Below are 16,660 nucleotides of genomic sequence, written 5' to 3'. Positions count from 1 at the left end.
AACTATCGAGGACAAAAAGGCTTGACGCAGATCAGGAGCGGCGGCCGAAGACCGATTTCGGGCTGCGCCCGTAGAACCGCGTGAACGCGGCACTGAAGTTCGACGGATGGGCATAGCCCACCTGCCAGCCGGCCTGGGCGACCTGGCAGCCGGTCTCCAGCAACGCCCAGGCGCGGCGCATGCGCAGCTCCAGCAGCAGGGCCTGGGGCGTGGTGCCGAAGACGGCGCTAAATCCCTGCTTGAGCCGGTGCTCGCCCAGGCCCACGGCGGCGCTCAGGTAGGCCAGGGTCAGCGCGCGGTCCATCTGGGTGGACAGCAGTTCGCGCGCCTGCTCCAGCCGGGCCAGTTCGTCGGCCGACCAGCGCGGTGCCGCCTTGGCCGGCTGCGACGCAGGCGCAAGATGCCGCAGCTCCAGCGCGGCCAGGCTCAGCATGGCGATGTGGCGGTCCAGCGCATCGGTGGGCTGGTGCCCGGGCGGCTGGGCCAGGCGCCGCGCCAGCGCCAGGCTGGCCGGCAGGCTGGCACGGTGGTCCAAGGGCCGCACACCGGCCGCGCCGTCCACCTGGGTCAGGCGCTGCGAGAGTTCAGGCCCCAGATAGCGGTCGAGCGCTGCACCCGACAGCAGCAGGCGCAGCTGGCGCACGGTCTGGCCTGCCGCATAGCGGCGCTCGCCCTGGCCGCCGCGAAAGGCTGCCAGCGTGGTCTGCCCCGCGCCGAAGCGAAGCGCCGCGCCGCCACGCGCCACAAAGCCCGATTCGCCCACCAGCCCCAGCGTGATGACCAGGGTGCGGCCCTGGTCCGAGGCATCGGCCTGCACGCTGTCCTCCACCAGGTCGCGCAGCGGGCAATAGTGCGAGCGCGCCAGCACGATGCCGTCGCCCAGCGTGAAGCGCTCCGCATGGCAGTCGCCCAGCTCGGCGGGCAGGGCATGCCGCGTCCAGCCCGGCGCACAGGGCTGGGGCAAGGCAAGCGAGGAAGGGATGCGGGAGGTCATGGGAGAGGAATGGATGCGCGCTTCGCATAGGAAACGCTCCGGCGCGCATACGTTTTCAAATGATAGCGATTCTCATCTTCCCTAGCATCGGTCTCCAACGAGATTCCCTTTTGGAGAGGACGAGAAAACCATGGCATTCCCCCTTCGCTGGCCGGCCGCGCTGGCCCTGGTCCCCTTCACGGTGGCGGCCCAGGGCCAGGCGCCCGAAGCGGCCCTGCCCGAGATCACGGTCACGGTGAACAAGCAGGCCGAGAGCCTGGACGCCGTGCCCGCCAGCGTCTCCGTCTTCGACGGCGCGGCGCTGGAGGCGGCCGGCGTGCGCGGGCTGGACGCGCTGTCCGCCCAGGTGCCGGGCTTTGTGTTCCAGGCCTTCGGCCAGTCGGGCGTGCAGCCGCCCGTGATGCGCGGGCTGACGGCCAACTTCGTGTCGTTCTCCTCGTCCACACTGCTGCTGGTCGATGGCGTGCCCACGCTGATGGCCCAGGGCTTCGAGCACAACCTGCAGGGCGTGGACCGCGTGGAGGTGCTGCGCGGCCCGCAATCGACCTTGTACGGCCGCAATGCCGAAGCGGGCGTGGTCAGCATCGTCACGCGCCAGCCCGGCGACACGCCCTATGCATCGATCAGCGCCGAGGCCGGCCACCACGGCCAGCGCGCGGGCAGCTTCGAGCTGGGCCGCGCGCTGGTGCCGGGCCAGCTCTACATCGGCCTGTCGGGCGAGTGGCGCGCGCAGGACGGCTTCATACGCCAGCAGGCGACGGGAGCGCGCGTGGACGACCGCGAGCGCGCCAGCGGCCGCCTGGCCCTGCGCTGGACGCCCACGGCCGAGACCGAGGCCACGCTGCGCTACGCCCAGCAGCGCTGGGACGACGGCGCCGCGCAATGGGGCAGCATTGCCGCGCCGCGCGCCACGGTGAACTCGGGCACGGACAGCTGGAACCGCTCGCGCGGGCAGACGCTGTCGCTCGATGTCTCGCACCGCTTTGCCTCGGGGCTGCGGCTGCGCTCCATCACCGCGCGCAATGTCTTCGACGACCGCGTGCTGCAGGACACGGACTTCCAGAGCGCCGACCTGCTCCACGTGCGGCGCGACTACCGCCTGGCCACGACCTCGCAGGAACTGCGCCTGGAGGGCGAGGCCGCAGGCCTGTGGAACGCGCGCTGGCTGGCCGGCCTGTACCTGGACCGCGACGACCATGACCTGCGCTACGAGCAAAAGCTGCCCGCCGCGCTGATGCGACCCACGGCCGGGCTCAAGGGCAGCACGGCGGCGCTGTTCACGCACTGGACCGTCCCGCTGTCCGAGCGCTGGACGCTGGCGGCCGGCGCGCGCGTGGAGCGCAACCGCGTGGAACTGGCCCCCGTGGGCGCGGCGGCGCGCAGCGACGACTGGTCGCGCTTGAGCCCCAAGCTCTCGCTGCAATACCAGTGGTCGCCCCAGGGCCAGGTCTACACCAGCCTCAGCGAGGGCTACCGCGCGGGCGGCTTCAACGTGTTCTCTCCGGCCATGGGCTATGCGGCCTACGAACCAGAGACCGTGCGCGCCTGGGAGATCGGCACCAAGGGCCGGCTGCTGGGGCAGCGCCTGCGCTATGCGGCCTCGGTCTACACCCAGCAGGTGCGCGACATGCAGGTGCAGCAGATGGGCCTGCCGGGCGTGGTCTACATCACCAATGCGGCGCGGGCGCGCTCCACGGGTGCGGACTTCGAGCTGGACTATGTGTTCGGCGGCGGCTGGCAGTTGCAGACGGCCCTGGGCCTGAACCGCACGCGCTTCGGCAGCTTCCGCGACGGCGCCGCCATCTACGACGGCCACCGCAACCCGTTTGCGCCCGACATGACGGCCCATGTGGCCCTGCGGTACGACGCGCCCGGCCGCTGGTGGGCGCAGGCCGCCGTGCAGGGCACGGGCAAGGTCTACCTGGACGCCGCCAACGCCTACCGCCGCCCCGGCTACGGGCTGCTCAACCTGTCGGCCGGCTATGCCCAGGGGTCCTGGGAAATCGCCGCCTACCTGCGCAATGCCGCCAACCGCCGCTATGACGCCGTGGGCTACCTCAACGGCCAGGTCGTGGTCTACAGCCCGCCGCGCGAGTTCGGCGTGCGGCTGACCTGGCGCATGTGACTCCCTTTCGTGAAAAGGACCTTCCGATGAAAACACCCCGCTGTGAATCCCCTACCCACGCCCCCTCCCACGCCCTGCAGCCGCTGTGGGACCTGGCCGCCGCCCAGGTCCAGGCCGAGGCCCTGGTGCTGGCCCTCGAATCGGGGGCGCTGGACCGCCTGGCCACGCCCCAGACGCCGGCCGAGCTGGCCCAGGCCCAGGGCTGGAACGAGGCCAATACCTCCCACTGGCTGGAATTGCTGTGGAGCATGGGCCTGCTGCGGCGCGGCCAGCACGAGCCCGTGAGCTACCTGCTGGCCACCGATGCGCTGCGCTACCTTCACAGCGCATCGCCCGAATCCTGCGGCGCGGCCTGGCTGTTCCGCCTGCGCTCGCTGCGCCACTCCGCCACGCTGCTGCGCGGCCTGGTCGAGCACGGCCCTGCCGGGGACAGCTCGGCCTGCAGCGCCCCCTTGGCCACGGGCAATGCCGAAGGCTGGGCCGCCGCCGCACGCGCCCAGATCGGCCAGGAGCAGCGCGCCGTCAGCGTGCCTGCCGCGCTGAACCTGCTGCAGCAGGTTCCCGAGGCAGGCGCCGCGCGCCGCATGCTGGACCTGGGCGGCGGCCCCGGCTGGATCGCGCTGGCCCTGCTGCGCCAGCAGCCCGCGCTGCAGGCCAGCGTCTTCGACTGGCCCGAGGCCGTGGCCGTGGCGGCGGACAACGCCCGCCAGTCCCGCCTGTCCGACCGCTTCACCGCCCTGGGCGGCAATCTGGCCACGGACAGCATAGGCAGCGGCTACGACCTGGTCTGGTGCTCGTCCGTGCTGCACTTCGTGCCCGATGCGGCAGCCGTGGTCGCCAAGGTGTTCGACGCGCTGGCGCCCGGCGGCGTCTTCGTCTGCGCCCATGCGGAGGTGGACGACGCGCCCGAATCGGCCCTGCGCACCCTGCCCTACTACCTGCCCATGCGCCTGCTGGGCCGCAGCGTGACGCGGCGCGGCGAGCTGCAGGCGCTGCTGGCGCAGGCGGGTTTCGAGCGCATAGAACGCATCGAGTCGCGCGAGTTTCCGATGGCGCCGCTGGCCGTGCTCGTGGCGCGCAAGGCCGCGCCATGAAGGCCGCAGCTCCCCGCCCTGTCTGGCTGCTCCAGGCACTTTTCGGCTGGCTGCACCTGGCGCTCACCGCCCCCAGCGTCTACCTCTGGCTGGGCCTGCCCCTGGTCATGCGCCAGCATGGCTGGTCGGGCACGGCCATCGGCCTGTTCCAGCTGGCGGGGCTGCCCGCGCTGATCAAGTTCGCGCTGGCCGCGCCCGTGGAAGCGCGCAGCGCGAACGGCCAGCCGCGCTACCGCGCCTGGGCGCTGGCCCTGTGCCTGGCCTATGCGGCCGTGCTGCTGGCCCTGGGCTGGCAGCAGTTGCTGGCCGAGCGCCTGTGGCTGTTCGGCCTGGCCTTCGCGGCCGCGCTGGCCGCCACCTGGGCCGACATTCCCGTCAGCGCCCTGGCCATCCGCCTGCTGCCCGCGTCCGAGCGCATGCGCGCCGGGGGCGTGCGCGCAGCGGCGCTGTCGCTGGGCGCCATCGTGGGCGGCGGGATGATGCTGCTCATGCAGGCGAAATGGGGCTGGCGCGCGCCCTTCCTCTGCCTGGCCGGCGCGCTGGCCCTGGGCGCCCTGCTGCTGGCCTGGGTGGTGCGCCATGAGCCGGGGGATGCGCCCTCGCCCCTGCTGCTGCCTGCGCCCAAAGCTGGACTGGCCGCCATGGTCCGCGGCTATGGCGCCCAGCCTGGGGCCTGGCGCTGGGCCCTGGTGCTGGTCAGCTGCTTCCCCTTCATCGGCGCGGCCTGGTTCTACCTGAAGCCGCTGATGCTGGACCATGGCTTCGCACCCGCCCATGCCGCCCTGCTGGCCGGCATGGGCGGCGGCGTGGTGGCTGCGCTGGCGGGCGCGGCCTCGCCCCTGCTCACGCGCCGCCTTGGCACCCGGCGCGCCCTGCCCCTGTATGCGGGCTGCAACGTGGCGGCGCTGGCCCTGCTGGCCGCCGTCATCGCAGCCGGCGCCCCGGCCCCGGGCCTGGTCGCGGCCGTGGCCTGCGTGGCAGCAGCCATGGGCGCCTCCTCGGCCTGCGTCTTCGGACTGATGATGCAATTCGCCCGCCCGCGCTGGCAGGCCTTCGACTACGGCCTGCAGGCCAGTCTGTTTGCCGCCAGCCGCATGCTGGTGCCGCTGGCCGCCGGCGTGGCGCTGGACGCCGTGGGCGCGGCAGCCATGCTCACCGGGCTGACCGTAGCGGCCGCGCTGGCGTGGGTGTGGGCGCTGCGGTGTGCGGGGGATGGTTGGGCTTCAGCCACAGCGTAGGCCGCTAATCCCGCTGCCGCTCCGACGCATACACCGCCGCCTGCACGCGCGAGCTCAGGCCGAGCTTGCGCAGGATGTGTTGCACATGGATCTTGACCGTGGTCTCGGCAATGTCCAGCGTGCGGGCGATTTCCTTGTTGCTGGCGCCCCGGGCGATCTGGACCAGCACCTCTTCCTCGCGCGGGGACAGCGGCGAGGCCGGGGCCTCGTCCGGCTCGGGCGCCTGGGGCTCGGGCGCGCCCTGGGACTGGAAGGCGGCCACCAGCTTGCCCATCATCTCGGGGCTGACCACAGGCTCGCCGCGCGCGGCGCGGCGCAAGGCTTCGGACAGCAGGTCGCCGTCGATGGTCTTGAGCAGATAGCCCTGGGCGCCGTTGCGCAGCGCGGCCGCCAGGTCCTGGCCGTCCTCGCTCACGGTGAGCATGACGACGCGGCTGCCGGGCGATGCGGCCCGCAGGCCCGCGATGGCATCGACGCCCAGCACGCCGGGCAGGTGGTTGTCCAGCAGGATGACCTGGGGCGCCAGCGCGGGCACCAGGCGCAGGGCCTCGCCCGCGTCGCCGGCCTCGCCGACCACGCGCAGGCCCGCATCCTGGGCGATGAGGGCGATCAGGCCGCGGCGGAACAGCGTGTGGTCGTCGATGACGAAGACGGAGATGGGGCTGGAGAAGGACATGGGGCGGCTTTTTTCTTCCGGGAGCGTGTCACGCGTTCGAGGGGAGGGCCTGCGCTGGCGCGCCGGCCGAGGCCGACGGCGGCAGCTCGATCAGCACGCGCGTGCCCTCGCCGGGGCGGGAGTGGACATGGACCAGCGCCTGCGCCAGCAGGGCGCGCTCGCGCATGATGCCCAGGCCCACATGCAGCGAGTCCGGCGCCACGTCGGCGGGGACGAAGCCGCAGCCGTCGTCGCTGACCTCGAAGCGCCAGGGGTGGCGCCCCACGCGCAGCTGCACATGCCTGGCACCCGCGTGCTTGCGCACGTTGGACAGCGCCTCCTGCACCATGTGCAGCACCTGGATCTGCACATCGGGCGCCAGCGGCAGGCCCTGGCCCGTCATGCTCAGCGAGGTGGCAATGCCCGTCTGGTGCTCGAACTTGGACAGCGTGGCGCGCAGCGCGGCCTCGATGTCCTCGGCGCTGGTGCGCGTGCGGAAATGCACCAGCAGCTCGCGCACGTCGGCATAGCATTCGCGCACGCCCACTTCCAGCTCGCCCAGGCTGCGGTCGCGCGCCTCGTCGCGGCCCTTGGCCACGGCGTCGCGCAGCAGCTGGGTCTGTATCTTGAGAAAGGCCAGCGACTGGGCAATGGAGTCATGCAGCTCGCGCGCGATCAGGCCGCGCTCCTCGGCCACGGCGGCTTCGCGCTCCAGCGCCGTGGCGCGCAGGCTTTCCATGGCACTGGCCAGGTGGCGCGCCATGGCGGACAGCAGGTCGCGCATGTCGTCCGTGAGCACCACGCTGGAGCGAAAGAACAGGTTGACCTCGCCCAGCAGGCGCTGCTGCAGTTGCACGGGGATGCTGACCACGGTCTCGAAGCCGGCCTCGCGGCAGTGCGGCAGCTGCAGGTCGCTGGCCGGCGTGATGGGGATCACGCGCAGCCGCGCCTGCTCGCGCGGCTGGCCGCACAGGCAGGCGCCCGTGTGCAGGCAGTGCTCCTGCACCGACATGGACTGGGGCAGGCCGTCGCCGGCCAGCAGCACGTAGCGCTCGTTGGCCTCGTCGGACCAGCGCACCGTGGCCGCATCGGCCTGGGCTGCCAGGCGGACCTGGCGCACAAAGCCTTCGGCCAGGGCCTGGAGGCTGGCCGCCTCGGAGGCCTGCACGCTGACCGCGTACAGCGCCTGCAGCTGCTGGTGCTGCACGTTGAGGCTGGCGGTCTTCTCGCGCACCTTGTCTTCCAATTCGGCGTGCGAGCTTTGCAGCGACTGGGCCATGAGGTTGAAGCCGGCCGCCAGCTGGCCGAACTCGTCGTCCTCCTCCACGCTCATGCGCGTGTCCAGGTGTCCGCGGCGCATGCGCTCCAGCGCCGAGCGCAGCTGGCCCACGGGATGCAGCACCAGCCAGTAGCTGGTGGCCATGAAACTCACGGCCGCGATGATGGCCAGCGCCATCAGACACATCTGAAACAGGTGCAGGATGGCCGTCCAGCGCGAGAGCCGGTCCTCGATGGCCTCGACAAAGCCGTCCACCTCGCGCACGAAGGCATCGGCGCTGCCCATGATGGCCTGCGCATCGGCCTGGTCCTCGGCCTGCCAGCGCGCGTGCAGCGCGCTCCAGTCGCGGCGTATGCGCTCGTAGCGCGCCCTGACCTCGTCGCTCCAGGGCACGAACAGCGGGCGCGACATGTCGCCGCTGCGCAGCAGGTCCAGGCTGGCGTCGAACTGCTGCGCGCGCGCCTGCCACTGCGCAGGCGCCTCGTTCTGGCGCGCCATGGCCATGCGCACCATGCTCATGCGCAGCCGCCCGGCCTCGTTCACGGCGGCCGCGCCGCCCTCCAGCTGCCAGGCCACCCACAGCGTGAAGCCGATCGATGCCACGGCCGCCAGCAGGCAGGCCGCGCCCATGAGCAGCAGCTTGGTCGAAAGCGAGGGCTTGCCATGCATGGTCGCACTGTAGCCACGGCACATTTGCGCGTCTTGACCTGAATCAAGCGCCACCCGTTTGCGCCGTGCCCCCGCCCCGATTCCTAGGATCCTTTCAACTGCCCCCAATGCCCACAGGGCCTATGGGGGCCACGGGCAAGGCCAGTGTTTAGCATGGGGCCATGCAAGTCCGCTCCATCCCCCGCCCCTTCATCCGCACCCCGCGCCTTGCCGGCCTGGCTGCGGCCGCATGGCTGGCGGCAGCCCTTGCCGGCTGCGCCAGCTCCTCCACACCGGCGCGGGACTGGACGCAGCAGCTGCAGCGCTGGTCCGACGCACCCCTGGTGCTGCTGGGCGAGCAGCACGATGCGGCGGCCCACCAGGCCTGGCAACAGGCCACGGTGCAGCAGCTGGCCACGCAGGAGCGCCTGGCCGCGCTGGTGATCGAGATGGCGCCGCGCACGGGCTCCACGGCCAGCCTGGCGCGCGACGCCTCCGAGGACGCTGTGCAGCAGGCCCTGCAATGGCAGGACGCCGCCTGGCCCTGGCCGCGCTACCGCGGCGTGGTCATGGCCGCCGTGCGCGCAGGCGTGCCCGTGCTGGGCGGCAACCTGCCCCGCGCCGACATGAAGCAGGCCATGCGCAACCAGAACCTGGACACCCACCTGCCGCCCGAAGCCTGGCAGCGCCAGCTCGACGCCATCCGCGAAGGCCACTGCGGCCTGCTGCCCGACACCCAGCTGGCGCCCATGGCCCGCATCCAGCTGGCCCGCGATGCCAGCATGGCCGAGGTGGCCAAGGCGGCGATCAGGCCTGGCAAGACCGTGGTGCTGGTGGCCGGGCGGGGCCATGTCCTGCGCGGGGTGGGCATCCCGACCTGGCTGCCGGAGTCCGCAGCAGCCAAAGTGGCCGTGGCGCAGGCAGGCGAGACATCGGTGGCGCACGAATCCGATGTGGACTGGCTGCAGAAGACGGACGCCTTGCCGGCCAAGGATCACTGCGCAGAGCTGCGCGAGAAGTTCAGGAACCCGCCGGCACCGCGGGCGGATGCGGGTCGGGTGGACTGAGCTTCACCCCTGTACGGCCCACATCCCCTCGTTGCCCGAGACCCACTCGCCGAACGCCTGCGCAGGCATGGGCTTGCTGCACAGATAGCCCTGGAAGAAGTCGCACCCCTTGCCGCGCAGGAACGCCAGCTGCTCGGCCGTCTCCACGCCCTCGGCCAGCACCTTCAGCCCCATGGCATGCCCCAGCGCGATCACCGACCCGCTGATGGCCATGTCGTCGGCGCTGTGCGGGATGTCGCGGATGAAGCCCTGGTCGATCTTGAGCAGGTCCAGCGGGAAGCGCTTGAGGTGGGCCAGCGAGGAATAACCGGTGCCGAAGTCGTCGATGGCCAGCCGCAGGCCCTGGGCGCGCAGGCGGCGCATGACGGCCAGGGCCTCCTCGGGGCGCTCGGCCAGGGCGCTTTCGGTGATCTCCAGCTCCAGGCAGTGCGGGGCGAAGCCCGTGGCGGCCAGCGCGTCGGCGGTGGCACCGGCGATGTCGGTCAGCAGGAACTGGTGCAGCGAGACATTGACCGCGATGGTCATCTCGGGCAGGCCCTGATCGCGCCAGCGCTGGCCCTGGGCGCAGGCCTCGCGCAGCACCCACAGGCCCAGCGCGCCGATGACGCCCGAGCTTTCGGCCACGGGGATGAAGCGTGCCGGGGAGATGAGGCCCTCGTCCGGGTCCAGCCAGCGCACCAGGGCCTCGGCGCCCACCAGGCGGCCCGTGGCCAGGTCGATCTGGGGCTGGAAGTAAAGGCGCAGGTGGCCCAGGTCTATGGCCTGCCGCAGCCGTGCCTCCATGGCCAGGCGCTCGCGCGCGGCCGAGGTCATGTCTTCCTCGAAGAAGCACCAGGCACGGCCGCTGCGCGACTTGGCGCCGTAGACGGCCGCATGCGCGCCCTGCAGCAGGTCCTGGGCATTGCCGGCGTGGGAGGGGTACATGCAGATGCCCACGCTGACGCCGGCCATGACGGACAGGCCGTCCGGCGAGCTCCAGGGCTGGCCGGCCGCCGCGATCAGTTGCCGTGCGCGGGCGATGGCGTCGCCGCGCTCGCTCATGCCCTTGCACAGCACGGCCAGTTCGTCACCGGCCATGCGACCTATGAGGTCCTGGGGACCCAGGGAGTCGTGCACACGGGCGGCGATGTGGCGCAGCACCTGGTCGCCGATGGCGTGGCCGTAGCTGTCGTTGACGTCCTTGAAGCGATCGATGTTCAGCAGCATCACGGCCAGCGTGCCCTGCTCGGCGGCCGCCTCGGCCACGGCATCTTCCAGCAGCGCTGTGAAGCGCACGCTGTTGGGCAGGCCGGTGAGCATGTCGCGGTGGGCCAGGAATTCGAGCTGGGCCTCGCGCGCCTTCTCGGCCGAGATGTCGGTGAACATGCACACGTAGTGCGTGACCTTGCCCTGTGCGTCCTTGACGGCGCTGAGCGACATGCGCTCGGGAAAGACCTCGCCGTTCTTGCGGCGGTTCCAGATTTCGCCCTGCCAGTGGCCCGTGGCCTGCATGCTGTCCCACATGGCCTCGTAGAAGGCCTTGTCGTGGCGGCCGGACTTGAACATGCGCGGGGTCTTGCCCAGCATCTCCTGCTCGGTGTAGCCCAGCAGCCGCGTGAAGGCGCTGTTGACCGAGAGGATGCGGCTGCGCGCATCTGTGACGACCACGCCCTCCATGGTGTTGTCCACCACGGCGGCGGCCAGGCGCTGGCGTTCGTCGGCCTCCCGCCCGGCGGCCATCGCGGCATGGGCAGTGCGCTCTCCACGGCGCATGCGCCACAGCAGCCAGCCGCCGCCCACGGCCGTGACCAGCACCAGGGCCACCGAGGACAGCATGCGCCGCTGCGCTGCCGGCCCCGGCGGTATCTGCAGGTGCGCCAGCAGCCATTCCACGCCCCAGAGCCACAGCAGACCTGCGCACACATACAGGGTCAATGCGCCCCAGAGCGGTATTCGGGGCTGCTCTCCCTGATCTTGCATGTGGTTCCTCAGAACGTTCCCAGAACGTGTGACTTGCGCAGGGTCGTGTGCATGCTGCGACAATTGCGCCGCTATGACCCAAGCCTATATTCTTACCCTTTCGTGCCCCGACCGGCTCGGTCTGGTACATGCCGTCTCGGGCTTCCTGCTCGAGCAAGGCGGCAACATCGAAGAGGCCGCGCAGTATAACGACCCGGCCACCGGACTGTTCTTCATGCGCGTGCAATTTGCCTGCAACGGCTGCGATCCCGCGGCTCTGAGGGCGGCCCTGGCCGACCTGGGCGGCCAGTACCAGATGAAGTGGCGCCTGCACACCAAGGCCGAAGCCATGAAGACCGTGCTCATGGTCAGCAAGGAAGGCCACTGCCTCAACGACCTGCTGTTTCGCTGGAAGAGCGGCCTGCTGCCGGTGGACATCCGCGCCATCATCAGCAACCACCGCGAGTTCTACCAGCTGGCGGCCAGCTACAACATTCCCTTCCACCACATCCCCGTCACGGCTGCCACCAAGGCCCAGGCAGAGGCAAAACAGTTCGAGATCATCGAGGCCGAAGGCGCCGAACTCGTGGTGCTGGCGCGCTACATGCAGGTGCTGTCCAACGACCTGTGCACCAAGCTGGCCGGCCGCGCGATCAACATCCACCACAGCTTCCTGCCCAGCTTCAAGGGCGCCAAGCCCTACTACCAGGCCCATGACCGCGGCGTGAAGCTGATCGGCGCCACGGCCCACTATGTGACGGCCGACCTGGACGAAGGCCCGATCATCGAGCAGGACGTGGCCCGCGCCGACCACACCGACACCGTGGAAGACCTCACGGCCCGCGGCCGCGACACCGAGAGCCAGGTGCTGGCCCGCGCCGTCAAGTGGCACAGCGAGCACCGCGTCATCCTCAACGGCCACAAGACCGTGGTCTTCCGCTGAAGCCGGCTCCCGGCCGCCCATGGCGAACGTGACCCTTGCCGCCGGCAGCGGCTTTGCCCCGCCCGGCAGCGGCGCCCGCCGCATCCCGCCCATACAGTGCCTGCTCACTTTCGAGGCGCTGGCGCGGCTGCGCAGCGTGACGCAGACGGCCGAGGAGCTGTGCGTCACGCCCAGCGCCGTCAGCCACCGCGTGCGCCAGCTCGAGCAGATCCTGGGCACGCGGCTGTTCGGCCGCTCGGACTTTTCGCTCACCACCGAAGGCAGCGCCTACCTGTCCCACGTGCGCGAGGGCCTGGGCGCGCTGCAGCGCTTTCCGGGCGAGGTGACGGCGCCGGGCCGCCGCAGGCTCAAGCTGGCGGTCACGCCCACCTTTGCGCGCGTGATCCTGATCCCGCGCCTGCGCCAGTTCACGGAAACCTATCCCGAGATCGACATCGCCCTGCAGGTCTCCATCCCGCTGCTGGACGTGGTGGCCGAGGATGCCGACCTGATGGTGCGCTTCGGCCCCGGCCACTACGCCGACGTGGAGCACATCGAACTGGCGCGCGACGTGGTCACGCCGCTGGCCTCGCCGGCCTTCATCCGCGAGCATGGCCCCTTCGAGCAGCCCCAGGACCTGGAAGGCATGCCCCTGCTGCGCAGCCCGCTGGAGCCCTGGCGCACCTGGTTCGGCGCCACCGGCCTGGACTGGCCCGAGCCGCACGAGGGCTCGCAGTTCAACGACATCGGCCTGATGTGCGACGCGGCCTCGGCCGGCATGGGCATTGCCCTGGTGCGCCACAAGCTAGGCGCACCCTGGATGGACAACGGCACCCTGGTGCGCCTGTTCGACCTGGACACGGCCAGCCCCCATGCCCACTACCTGTGCTGGCGCACCGGCACCATGGACCGCTGGGAATGCGCGGCCTTTGCTGAATGGTTGAAGAGGGCGATGGCCTGCTGAGGCGCCCACAACGGAATTCACGGATTTCGCGGATTTCACGCGCCGTTGCAATAAACATCAGCGCAGTCCCGCTGCACAAAGACGGCGGCATCGCCTAAAGTCAGGCCCCATGACTTCCGCCAGCTCCCCAGCCAGCCCTGCCCCCGGCGCCATGGCGTCGGCCGCCGCCGATGCCGCCCACCAGCAGCCCACGGCCTCCGAACGCGCACGGCGCCAGGCCGAGGTCGTGGCCGCGCTGGCCCGCCATGTGCCCGCGCATGCCCTGCTGTGGAACGCCGAGGACACCACCCCCTATGAATGCGACGGACTCACGGCCTACCGCCAGCGCCCCCTGGTGGTCTGCCTGCCCGAGACCGAGGCCCAGGTCCAGGCCGTGCTGCGCGCCTGCCACGCCATCCAGGTGCCCGTGATCGCACGCGGCGCAGGCACCGGGCTGTCGGGCGGCGCCCTGCCCCATCCCATGGGCGTGACGCTGTCGCTGGCCAAGTTCAACAAGATCCTCCAGGTCGATGCCGCCAGCCGCACGGCCGTGGTGCAGTGCGGCGTGCGCAACCTGGCCATCAGCGAGGCCGCCGCGCCCTTCGGCCTGTACTACGCGCCCGATCCCAGCAGCCAGATCGCCTGCACCATCGGCGGCAACGTGGCCGAGAACTCGGGCGGCGTGCACTGCCTCAAGTACGGGCTGACCGTACACAACGTGCTGAAGGTGCGCGGCTTCACGGTGGAGGGCGAGCCGGTGGAGTTCGGCTCCATGGCGCTGGACACGCCGGGCTTCGACCTGCTGGCCATCCTGGTCGGCAGCGAAGGCATGCTGGCCGTGACCACCGAAGTCACCGTGCGCCTGATCCCCAAGCCCCAGCTGGCGCGCTGCATCATGGCCAGCTTCGACGACGTGCGCAAGGCCGGCGACGCCGTGGCCGCCGTGATCGCGGCGGGCATCATCCCGGCCGGGCTGGAGATGATGGACAAGCCCATGACGGCCGCCGTCGAGGACTTCGTCAAGGCCGGCTACGACCTCACGGCCGAGGCCATCCTGCTGTGCGAGAGCGACGGCACGCCCGAGGAAGTCGAGGAAGAGATCGCCCACATGAGCGAGGTGCTGCGCGGCGCCGGGGCCACGGCCATCACGGTGAGTGAAAGCGAGGCCGAGCGCCTGCGCTTCTGGAGCGGGCGCAAGAACGCCTTTCCCGCCAGCGGGCGCATCAGCCCCGACTACATGTGCATGGACTCCACCATCCCGCGCAAGCGCCTGGCCGACATCCTGCTGGCCATCCAGGAGATGGAAAAGAAATACGGCCTGCGCTGCGCCAACGTCTTCCACGCGGGCGACGGCAACCTGCACCCGCTGATCCTGTTCGATGCCAACGACCCCGACGAGCTGCACCGCTGCGAGCTGTTCGGCGCCGACATCCTGGAGACCAGCGTGGCCATGGGCGGAACGGTCACGGGCGAGCATGGCGTGGGCGTGGAAAAGCTCAACTCCATGTGCACCCAGTTCACCACGGCCGAGAACGACCAGATGTTCGCGCTCAAGGCCGCCTTCGACCCGCAGGCCCTGCTCAACCCCGGCAAGGTGATTCCCACGCTCAACCGCTGTGCCGAATACGGAAAGATGCTGGTGCGCGGCGGCCAGATCTCACACCCGGACCTGCCGAGATTCTGAGGCGTGGTGCAACCGGCGTGGTGCAACGGGCGCGGTGCAACCGGCGACGTGCGGCGTGCAACAGGCGCCGTGCAGTCCTTCCCGCCCTCAGGGCTGCTGCAGGCAGCGCGCCCACAGTCCGTCAAGCGCCCGGGCCAATGCGCCTCCCTGGCGGGGCACGGCCTGGCCCTCGCCCAGGTCTTCGACCAGGGTGTCCAGCGGCATGGCTTCGGTCAGCGTGCGCACGCCGCACTCCATGGCCAGGGCCGTGTCCAGGTAGGCCACGCGTGCGCCGGCCACGCTCCAGCGCGTGAGCTCGCGCACGCGGCCCACCTGGCCCAGCCGCAGGCGCATGGCCTCCATGCGCGCGGCCAATGAGCGGCGTATGCGCTCGCCCGCCTCGGGGCGGTCTTCCTCCAGCCGGCGCAGCGCCGCCTCCTGCTGCTCCAGGGTGCGGTCCATCGCCTGCAAGGCCGCCTCGCGGCCCAGCCGGGCCTCGTCGTAGCGCGGCAGGGCCGCGCGCAGCCGCACCAGCGTCCGCTCCCGCTCGCGCGCATAGACATGCCCGGCCGCGCGCCCTGCCTGTGCACAGGCCTGGGCTGCCAGCACCAGGCGCTGCGGCGCGGCCTCGGCACTGAGGCTTTGCGGACGGAAGCTGCCGCACTCCTTCATGTCCCCCAGCACACGCAGATCCTCCAGGTGCCGCTGCCTGTGGTCGGCATCCCTTTGCGCCTCCTGCGCGTGGCGCCGCAGCATCTCCTGCCGCTGCCGCTCCAGCACGAGCAGCTCACGCCATTCGCCACGCAACCGCGCCTCGAACCGGGCCTGTTCGCTTTCGGCGGCGCGCTGCAGTGGCCCGACCTCCTGGCGCAGACTGGCCTGCAGGTAGTCACGCACGCCTGCGCGCTCGCAGGCGTACTCGACGATGCGCCCGCCGCTGCCGTCGCCCACGCTGCGCCAGCTGCTGCGCGCGCAGGCCGACCTGTCCTGCAGCACCTGCCCTATCGACACGCCCGAGGCGGCGCCCCAGGGCGCAGCCCGCACGGTCAGCACCTCGCCATCGTCACCGCCGCAACCGCCCAGCAGCAGGGCCAAGCCCGCAGGCAGCAGCCACACTCGTTGCCAGCGCATGGGCCCTCCTGTGCTTGTGATTTCTGGTTGAGTCTTTGATGTTAACTATCAATCACATCGGATATGTGATTTTTCACAATACTCACTGCACAATCAGACTTATCCCATAGCGTGCCCGCATGCAGGATGCGAAGCAGCGGTTTGCGCAGAAATTACGTGATTCCCTGGAGGCCCGTGGCTATGAAGCCAAGCCCTCGGTGCTGGAGCGCGAATTCAACACACGCTTCTGGGGCAAGCCCATGTCGCAGCACGGCGTGCGTCTGTGGCTGCTGGGCAAGACCATGCCCAACACCAAGAAACTTGCTGCGCTGGCCGACTGGCTGCAGGTGCCGCTGGAGGAGTTCCTGCGCGCGCCGCAGCCGGCGCGCGAGGTGCGTGAGCCCAAGGGCAGCTGGTCCGCCGGCCTGGGCTACGAGGACAACGAGCTGTTCAAGATCTACCTGCGCCTTCCCGTACCAAAGCGCCGCCTGGCGCGCGACGTGATCCTGGCCATCGCACGCGCCCATGAGGCCGAGGAAGCGGAACGCGCCGCAGGCTCGTAGCCGCGCGGCGCGTCGGTCATCCCTTGATACGGCTGCCGCGGGGCAGCACTGCATCGCCCCGCACGTGCATCAACCACCCATGGCACGCTGGCGTGCATCGCGCTGGGCAGGCGTTTCGTTGATCAGTTCATTGATCACTTCCTGCCGCGTCTTGCCGCCACCGGTCTGCGGTGCAGGCGCCGGGTAGACGCCGGCATTGAAGCGCGAGGTGCCGCCCTGGCGCACGGCCGCCTCGGCCTCGGCCGTCACCTGGGCGCGCGTCTTGCTGCTCTTGAAATGTTCGGGATGGACGACGGCACCCGCCTCGTTGTTGGCCGGGTGGATGTACCCGGCCGCCGATGCCATGCCCGGCAGCAGCAGCGCTGCCGATGCGACCAGGCCGGCGATCAGGGTAGCGGGGGTGAAACGGCGTTGCGACATG

14 protein-coding genes are annotated in these 16,660 nt (G+C 70.8%); 8 read left to right on the top strand and 6 right to left on the bottom strand.

The features are described 5' to 3' along the window. Positions 1-31: 31 nt before the first annotated feature. Positions 32-994, bottom strand: a complete 963-nt coding sequence (locus tag ACN20X_RS05470; RefSeq protein WP_016451956.1) for a helix-turn-helix transcriptional regulator — start codon at positions 992-994, stop codon at positions 32-34. Between the two features lie 130 nt (positions 995-1,124). Between ACN20X_RS05470 and ACN20X_RS05465 the strand changes: the two genes are divergently transcribed. From ACN20X_RS05465 to ACN20X_RS05455, 3 genes are read left to right on the top strand one after another with little or no spacing between them, the layout of a single operon-like run. Further along, positions 1,125-3,119 (top strand): TonB-dependent receptor, encoded by a 1,995-nt coding sequence (locus ACN20X_RS05465; RefSeq protein WP_016451957.1) that lies wholly within the window; start codon positions 1,125-1,127, stop codon positions 3,117-3,119. Positions 3,120-3,145: 26 nt separating this feature from the next. Next, a complete protein-coding gene (locus ACN20X_RS05460; RefSeq protein WP_016451958.1) occupies positions 3,146-4,213 on the top strand; it encodes a class I SAM-dependent methyltransferase in 1,068 nt (355 codons plus the stop codon). Beyond that, positions 4,210-5,451 (top strand): MFS transporter, encoded by a 1,242-nt coding sequence (locus ACN20X_RS05455; protein ID WP_074920733.1) that lies wholly within the window; start codon positions 4,210-4,212, stop codon positions 5,449-5,451. Before ACN20X_RS05460 ends, ACN20X_RS05455 begins: the two co-directional genes overlap by 4 nt. 4 nt (positions 5,452-5,455) lie before the next feature. Here ACN20X_RS05455 and ACN20X_RS05450 read toward each other — a convergent pair whose 3' ends face one another. Together ACN20X_RS05450 and ACN20X_RS05445 are read right to left on the bottom strand one after the other, a co-directional pair. Continuing rightward, on the bottom strand, positions 5,456-6,127 hold the full coding sequence (locus ACN20X_RS05450) for a response regulator (RefSeq protein ID WP_012203037.1): 672 nt from the start codon (positions 6,125-6,127) through the stop codon (positions 5,456-5,458). Between the two features lie 28 nt (positions 6,128-6,155). Beyond that, a complete protein-coding gene (locus tag ACN20X_RS05445; RefSeq protein WP_473210349.1) occupies positions 6,156-8,054 on the bottom strand; it encodes a type IV pili methyl-accepting chemotaxis transducer N-terminal domain-containing protein in 1,899 nt (632 codons plus the stop codon). 161 nt (positions 8,055-8,215) lie between these two features. Between ACN20X_RS05445 and ACN20X_RS05440 the strand changes: the two genes are divergently transcribed. Further along, positions 8,216-9,100, top strand: a complete 885-nt coding sequence (locus tag ACN20X_RS05440; RefSeq protein WP_016451961.1) for a ChaN family lipoprotein — start codon at positions 8,216-8,218, stop codon at positions 9,098-9,100. A gap of 3 nt (positions 9,101-9,103) precedes the next feature. Here ACN20X_RS05440 and ACN20X_RS05435 read toward each other — a convergent pair whose 3' ends face one another. Further along, positions 9,104-11,059, bottom strand: a complete 1,956-nt coding sequence (locus ACN20X_RS05435; RefSeq protein ID WP_016451962.1) for a putative bifunctional diguanylate cyclase/phosphodiesterase — start codon at positions 11,057-11,059, stop codon at positions 9,104-9,106. A 73-nt stretch (positions 11,060-11,132) separates the two neighbouring features. Here ACN20X_RS05435 and purU point away from each other — a divergent pair, with 73 nt between their 5' ends. From purU to ACN20X_RS05420, 3 genes are all read left to right on the top strand, one after another. After that, positions 11,133-11,981 carry a formyltetrahydrofolate deformylase gene (gene purU, locus ACN20X_RS05430; protein ID WP_013804418.1) on the top strand — a complete coding sequence of 283 codons (849 nt, stop codon included), beginning with the start codon at positions 11,133-11,135 and terminating at the stop codon, positions 11,979-11,981. Between the two features lie 19 nt (positions 11,982-12,000). Continuing rightward, on the top strand, positions 12,001-12,924 hold the full coding sequence (locus ACN20X_RS05425) for a LysR substrate-binding domain-containing protein (protein ID WP_016451963.1): 924 nt from the start codon (positions 12,001-12,003) through the stop codon (positions 12,922-12,924). Positions 12,925-13,075: 151 nt separating this feature from the next. Then, positions 13,076-14,587, top strand: coding sequence for an FAD-linked oxidase C-terminal domain-containing protein (locus ACN20X_RS05420; RefSeq protein WP_461609642.1), 1,512 nt, complete (start codon positions 13,076-13,078; stop codon positions 14,585-14,587). Positions 14,588-14,674: 87 nt separating this feature from the next. On the opposite strand, the gene ACN20X_RS05415 is transcribed toward ACN20X_RS05420, so the two are convergent. Beyond that, on the bottom strand, positions 14,675-15,697 hold the full coding sequence (locus ACN20X_RS05415) for a hypothetical protein (RefSeq protein ID WP_016451965.1): 1,023 nt from the start codon (positions 15,695-15,697) through the stop codon (positions 14,675-14,677). Positions 15,698-15,816: 119 nt separating this feature from the next. Between ACN20X_RS05415 and ACN20X_RS05410 the strand changes: the two genes are divergently transcribed. Beyond that, a complete protein-coding gene (locus ACN20X_RS05410; RefSeq protein ID WP_016446649.1) occupies positions 15,817-16,239 on the top strand; it encodes a hypothetical protein in 423 nt (140 codons plus the stop codon). Positions 16,240-16,308: 69 nt separating this feature from the next. Here the strand turns inward: ACN20X_RS05410 and ACN20X_RS05405 are convergent, their stop codons facing one another. Then, positions 16,309-16,659, bottom strand: coding sequence for a DUF4148 domain-containing protein (locus ACN20X_RS05405; protein WP_016446650.1), 351 nt, complete (start codon positions 16,657-16,659; stop codon positions 16,309-16,311). Between the last annotated feature and the right edge of the window lies 1 nt (position 16,660).

The organism is Delftia sp. PX-1, from assembly GCF_055797465.1.
This window is presented reverse-complemented; position numbering and strand designations above follow the sequence as displayed.

Bases quoted from the DNA above. Each gene is read 5' to 3' on its own strand.
- ACN20X_RS05470 (WP_016451956.1), bottom strand. From the start codon at position 994: ATGACCTCCCGCATCCCTTCCTCGCTTGCCTTGCCCCAGCCCTGTGCG.
- ACN20X_RS05465 (WP_016451957.1), top strand. From the start codon at position 1,125: ATGGCATTCCCCCTTCGCTGGCCGGCCGCGCTGGCCCTGGTCCCCTTC.
- ACN20X_RS05460 (WP_016451958.1), top strand. From the start codon at position 3,146: ATGAAAACACCCCGCTGTGAATCCCCTACCCACGCCCCCTCCCACGCC.
- ACN20X_RS05455 (WP_074920733.1), top strand. From the start codon at position 4,210: ATGAAGGCCGCAGCTCCCCGCCCTGTCTGGCTGCTCCAGGCACTTTTC.
- ACN20X_RS05450 (WP_012203037.1), bottom strand. From the start codon at position 6,127: ATGTCCTTCTCCAGCCCCATCTCCGTCTTCGTCATCGACGACCACACG.
- ACN20X_RS05445 (WP_473210349.1), bottom strand. From the start codon at position 8,054: ATGCATGGCAAGCCCTCGCTTTCGACCAAGCTGCTGCTCATGGGCGCG.
- ACN20X_RS05440 (WP_016451961.1), top strand. From the start codon at position 8,216: ATGCAAGTCCGCTCCATCCCCCGCCCCTTCATCCGCACCCCGCGCCTT.
- ACN20X_RS05435 (WP_016451962.1), bottom strand. From the start codon at position 11,059: ATGCAAGATCAGGGAGAGCAGCCCCGAATACCGCTCTGGGGCGCATTG.
- purU (WP_013804418.1), top strand. From the start codon at position 11,133: ATGACCCAAGCCTATATTCTTACCCTTTCGTGCCCCGACCGGCTCGGT.
- ACN20X_RS05425 (WP_016451963.1), top strand. From the start codon at position 12,001: ATGGCGAACGTGACCCTTGCCGCCGGCAGCGGCTTTGCCCCGCCCGGC.
- ACN20X_RS05420 (WP_461609642.1), top strand. From the start codon at position 13,076: ATGGCGTCGGCCGCCGCCGATGCCGCCCACCAGCAGCCCACGGCCTCC.
- ACN20X_RS05415 (WP_016451965.1), bottom strand. From the start codon at position 15,697: ATGCGCTGGCAACGAGTGTGGCTGCTGCCTGCGGGCTTGGCCCTGCTG.
- ACN20X_RS05410 (WP_016446649.1), top strand. From the start codon at position 15,817: ATGCAGGATGCGAAGCAGCGGTTTGCGCAGAAATTACGTGATTCCCTG.
- ACN20X_RS05405 (WP_016446650.1), bottom strand. From the start codon at position 16,659: ATGTCGCAACGCCGTTTCACCCCCGCTACCCTGATCGCCGGCCTGGTC.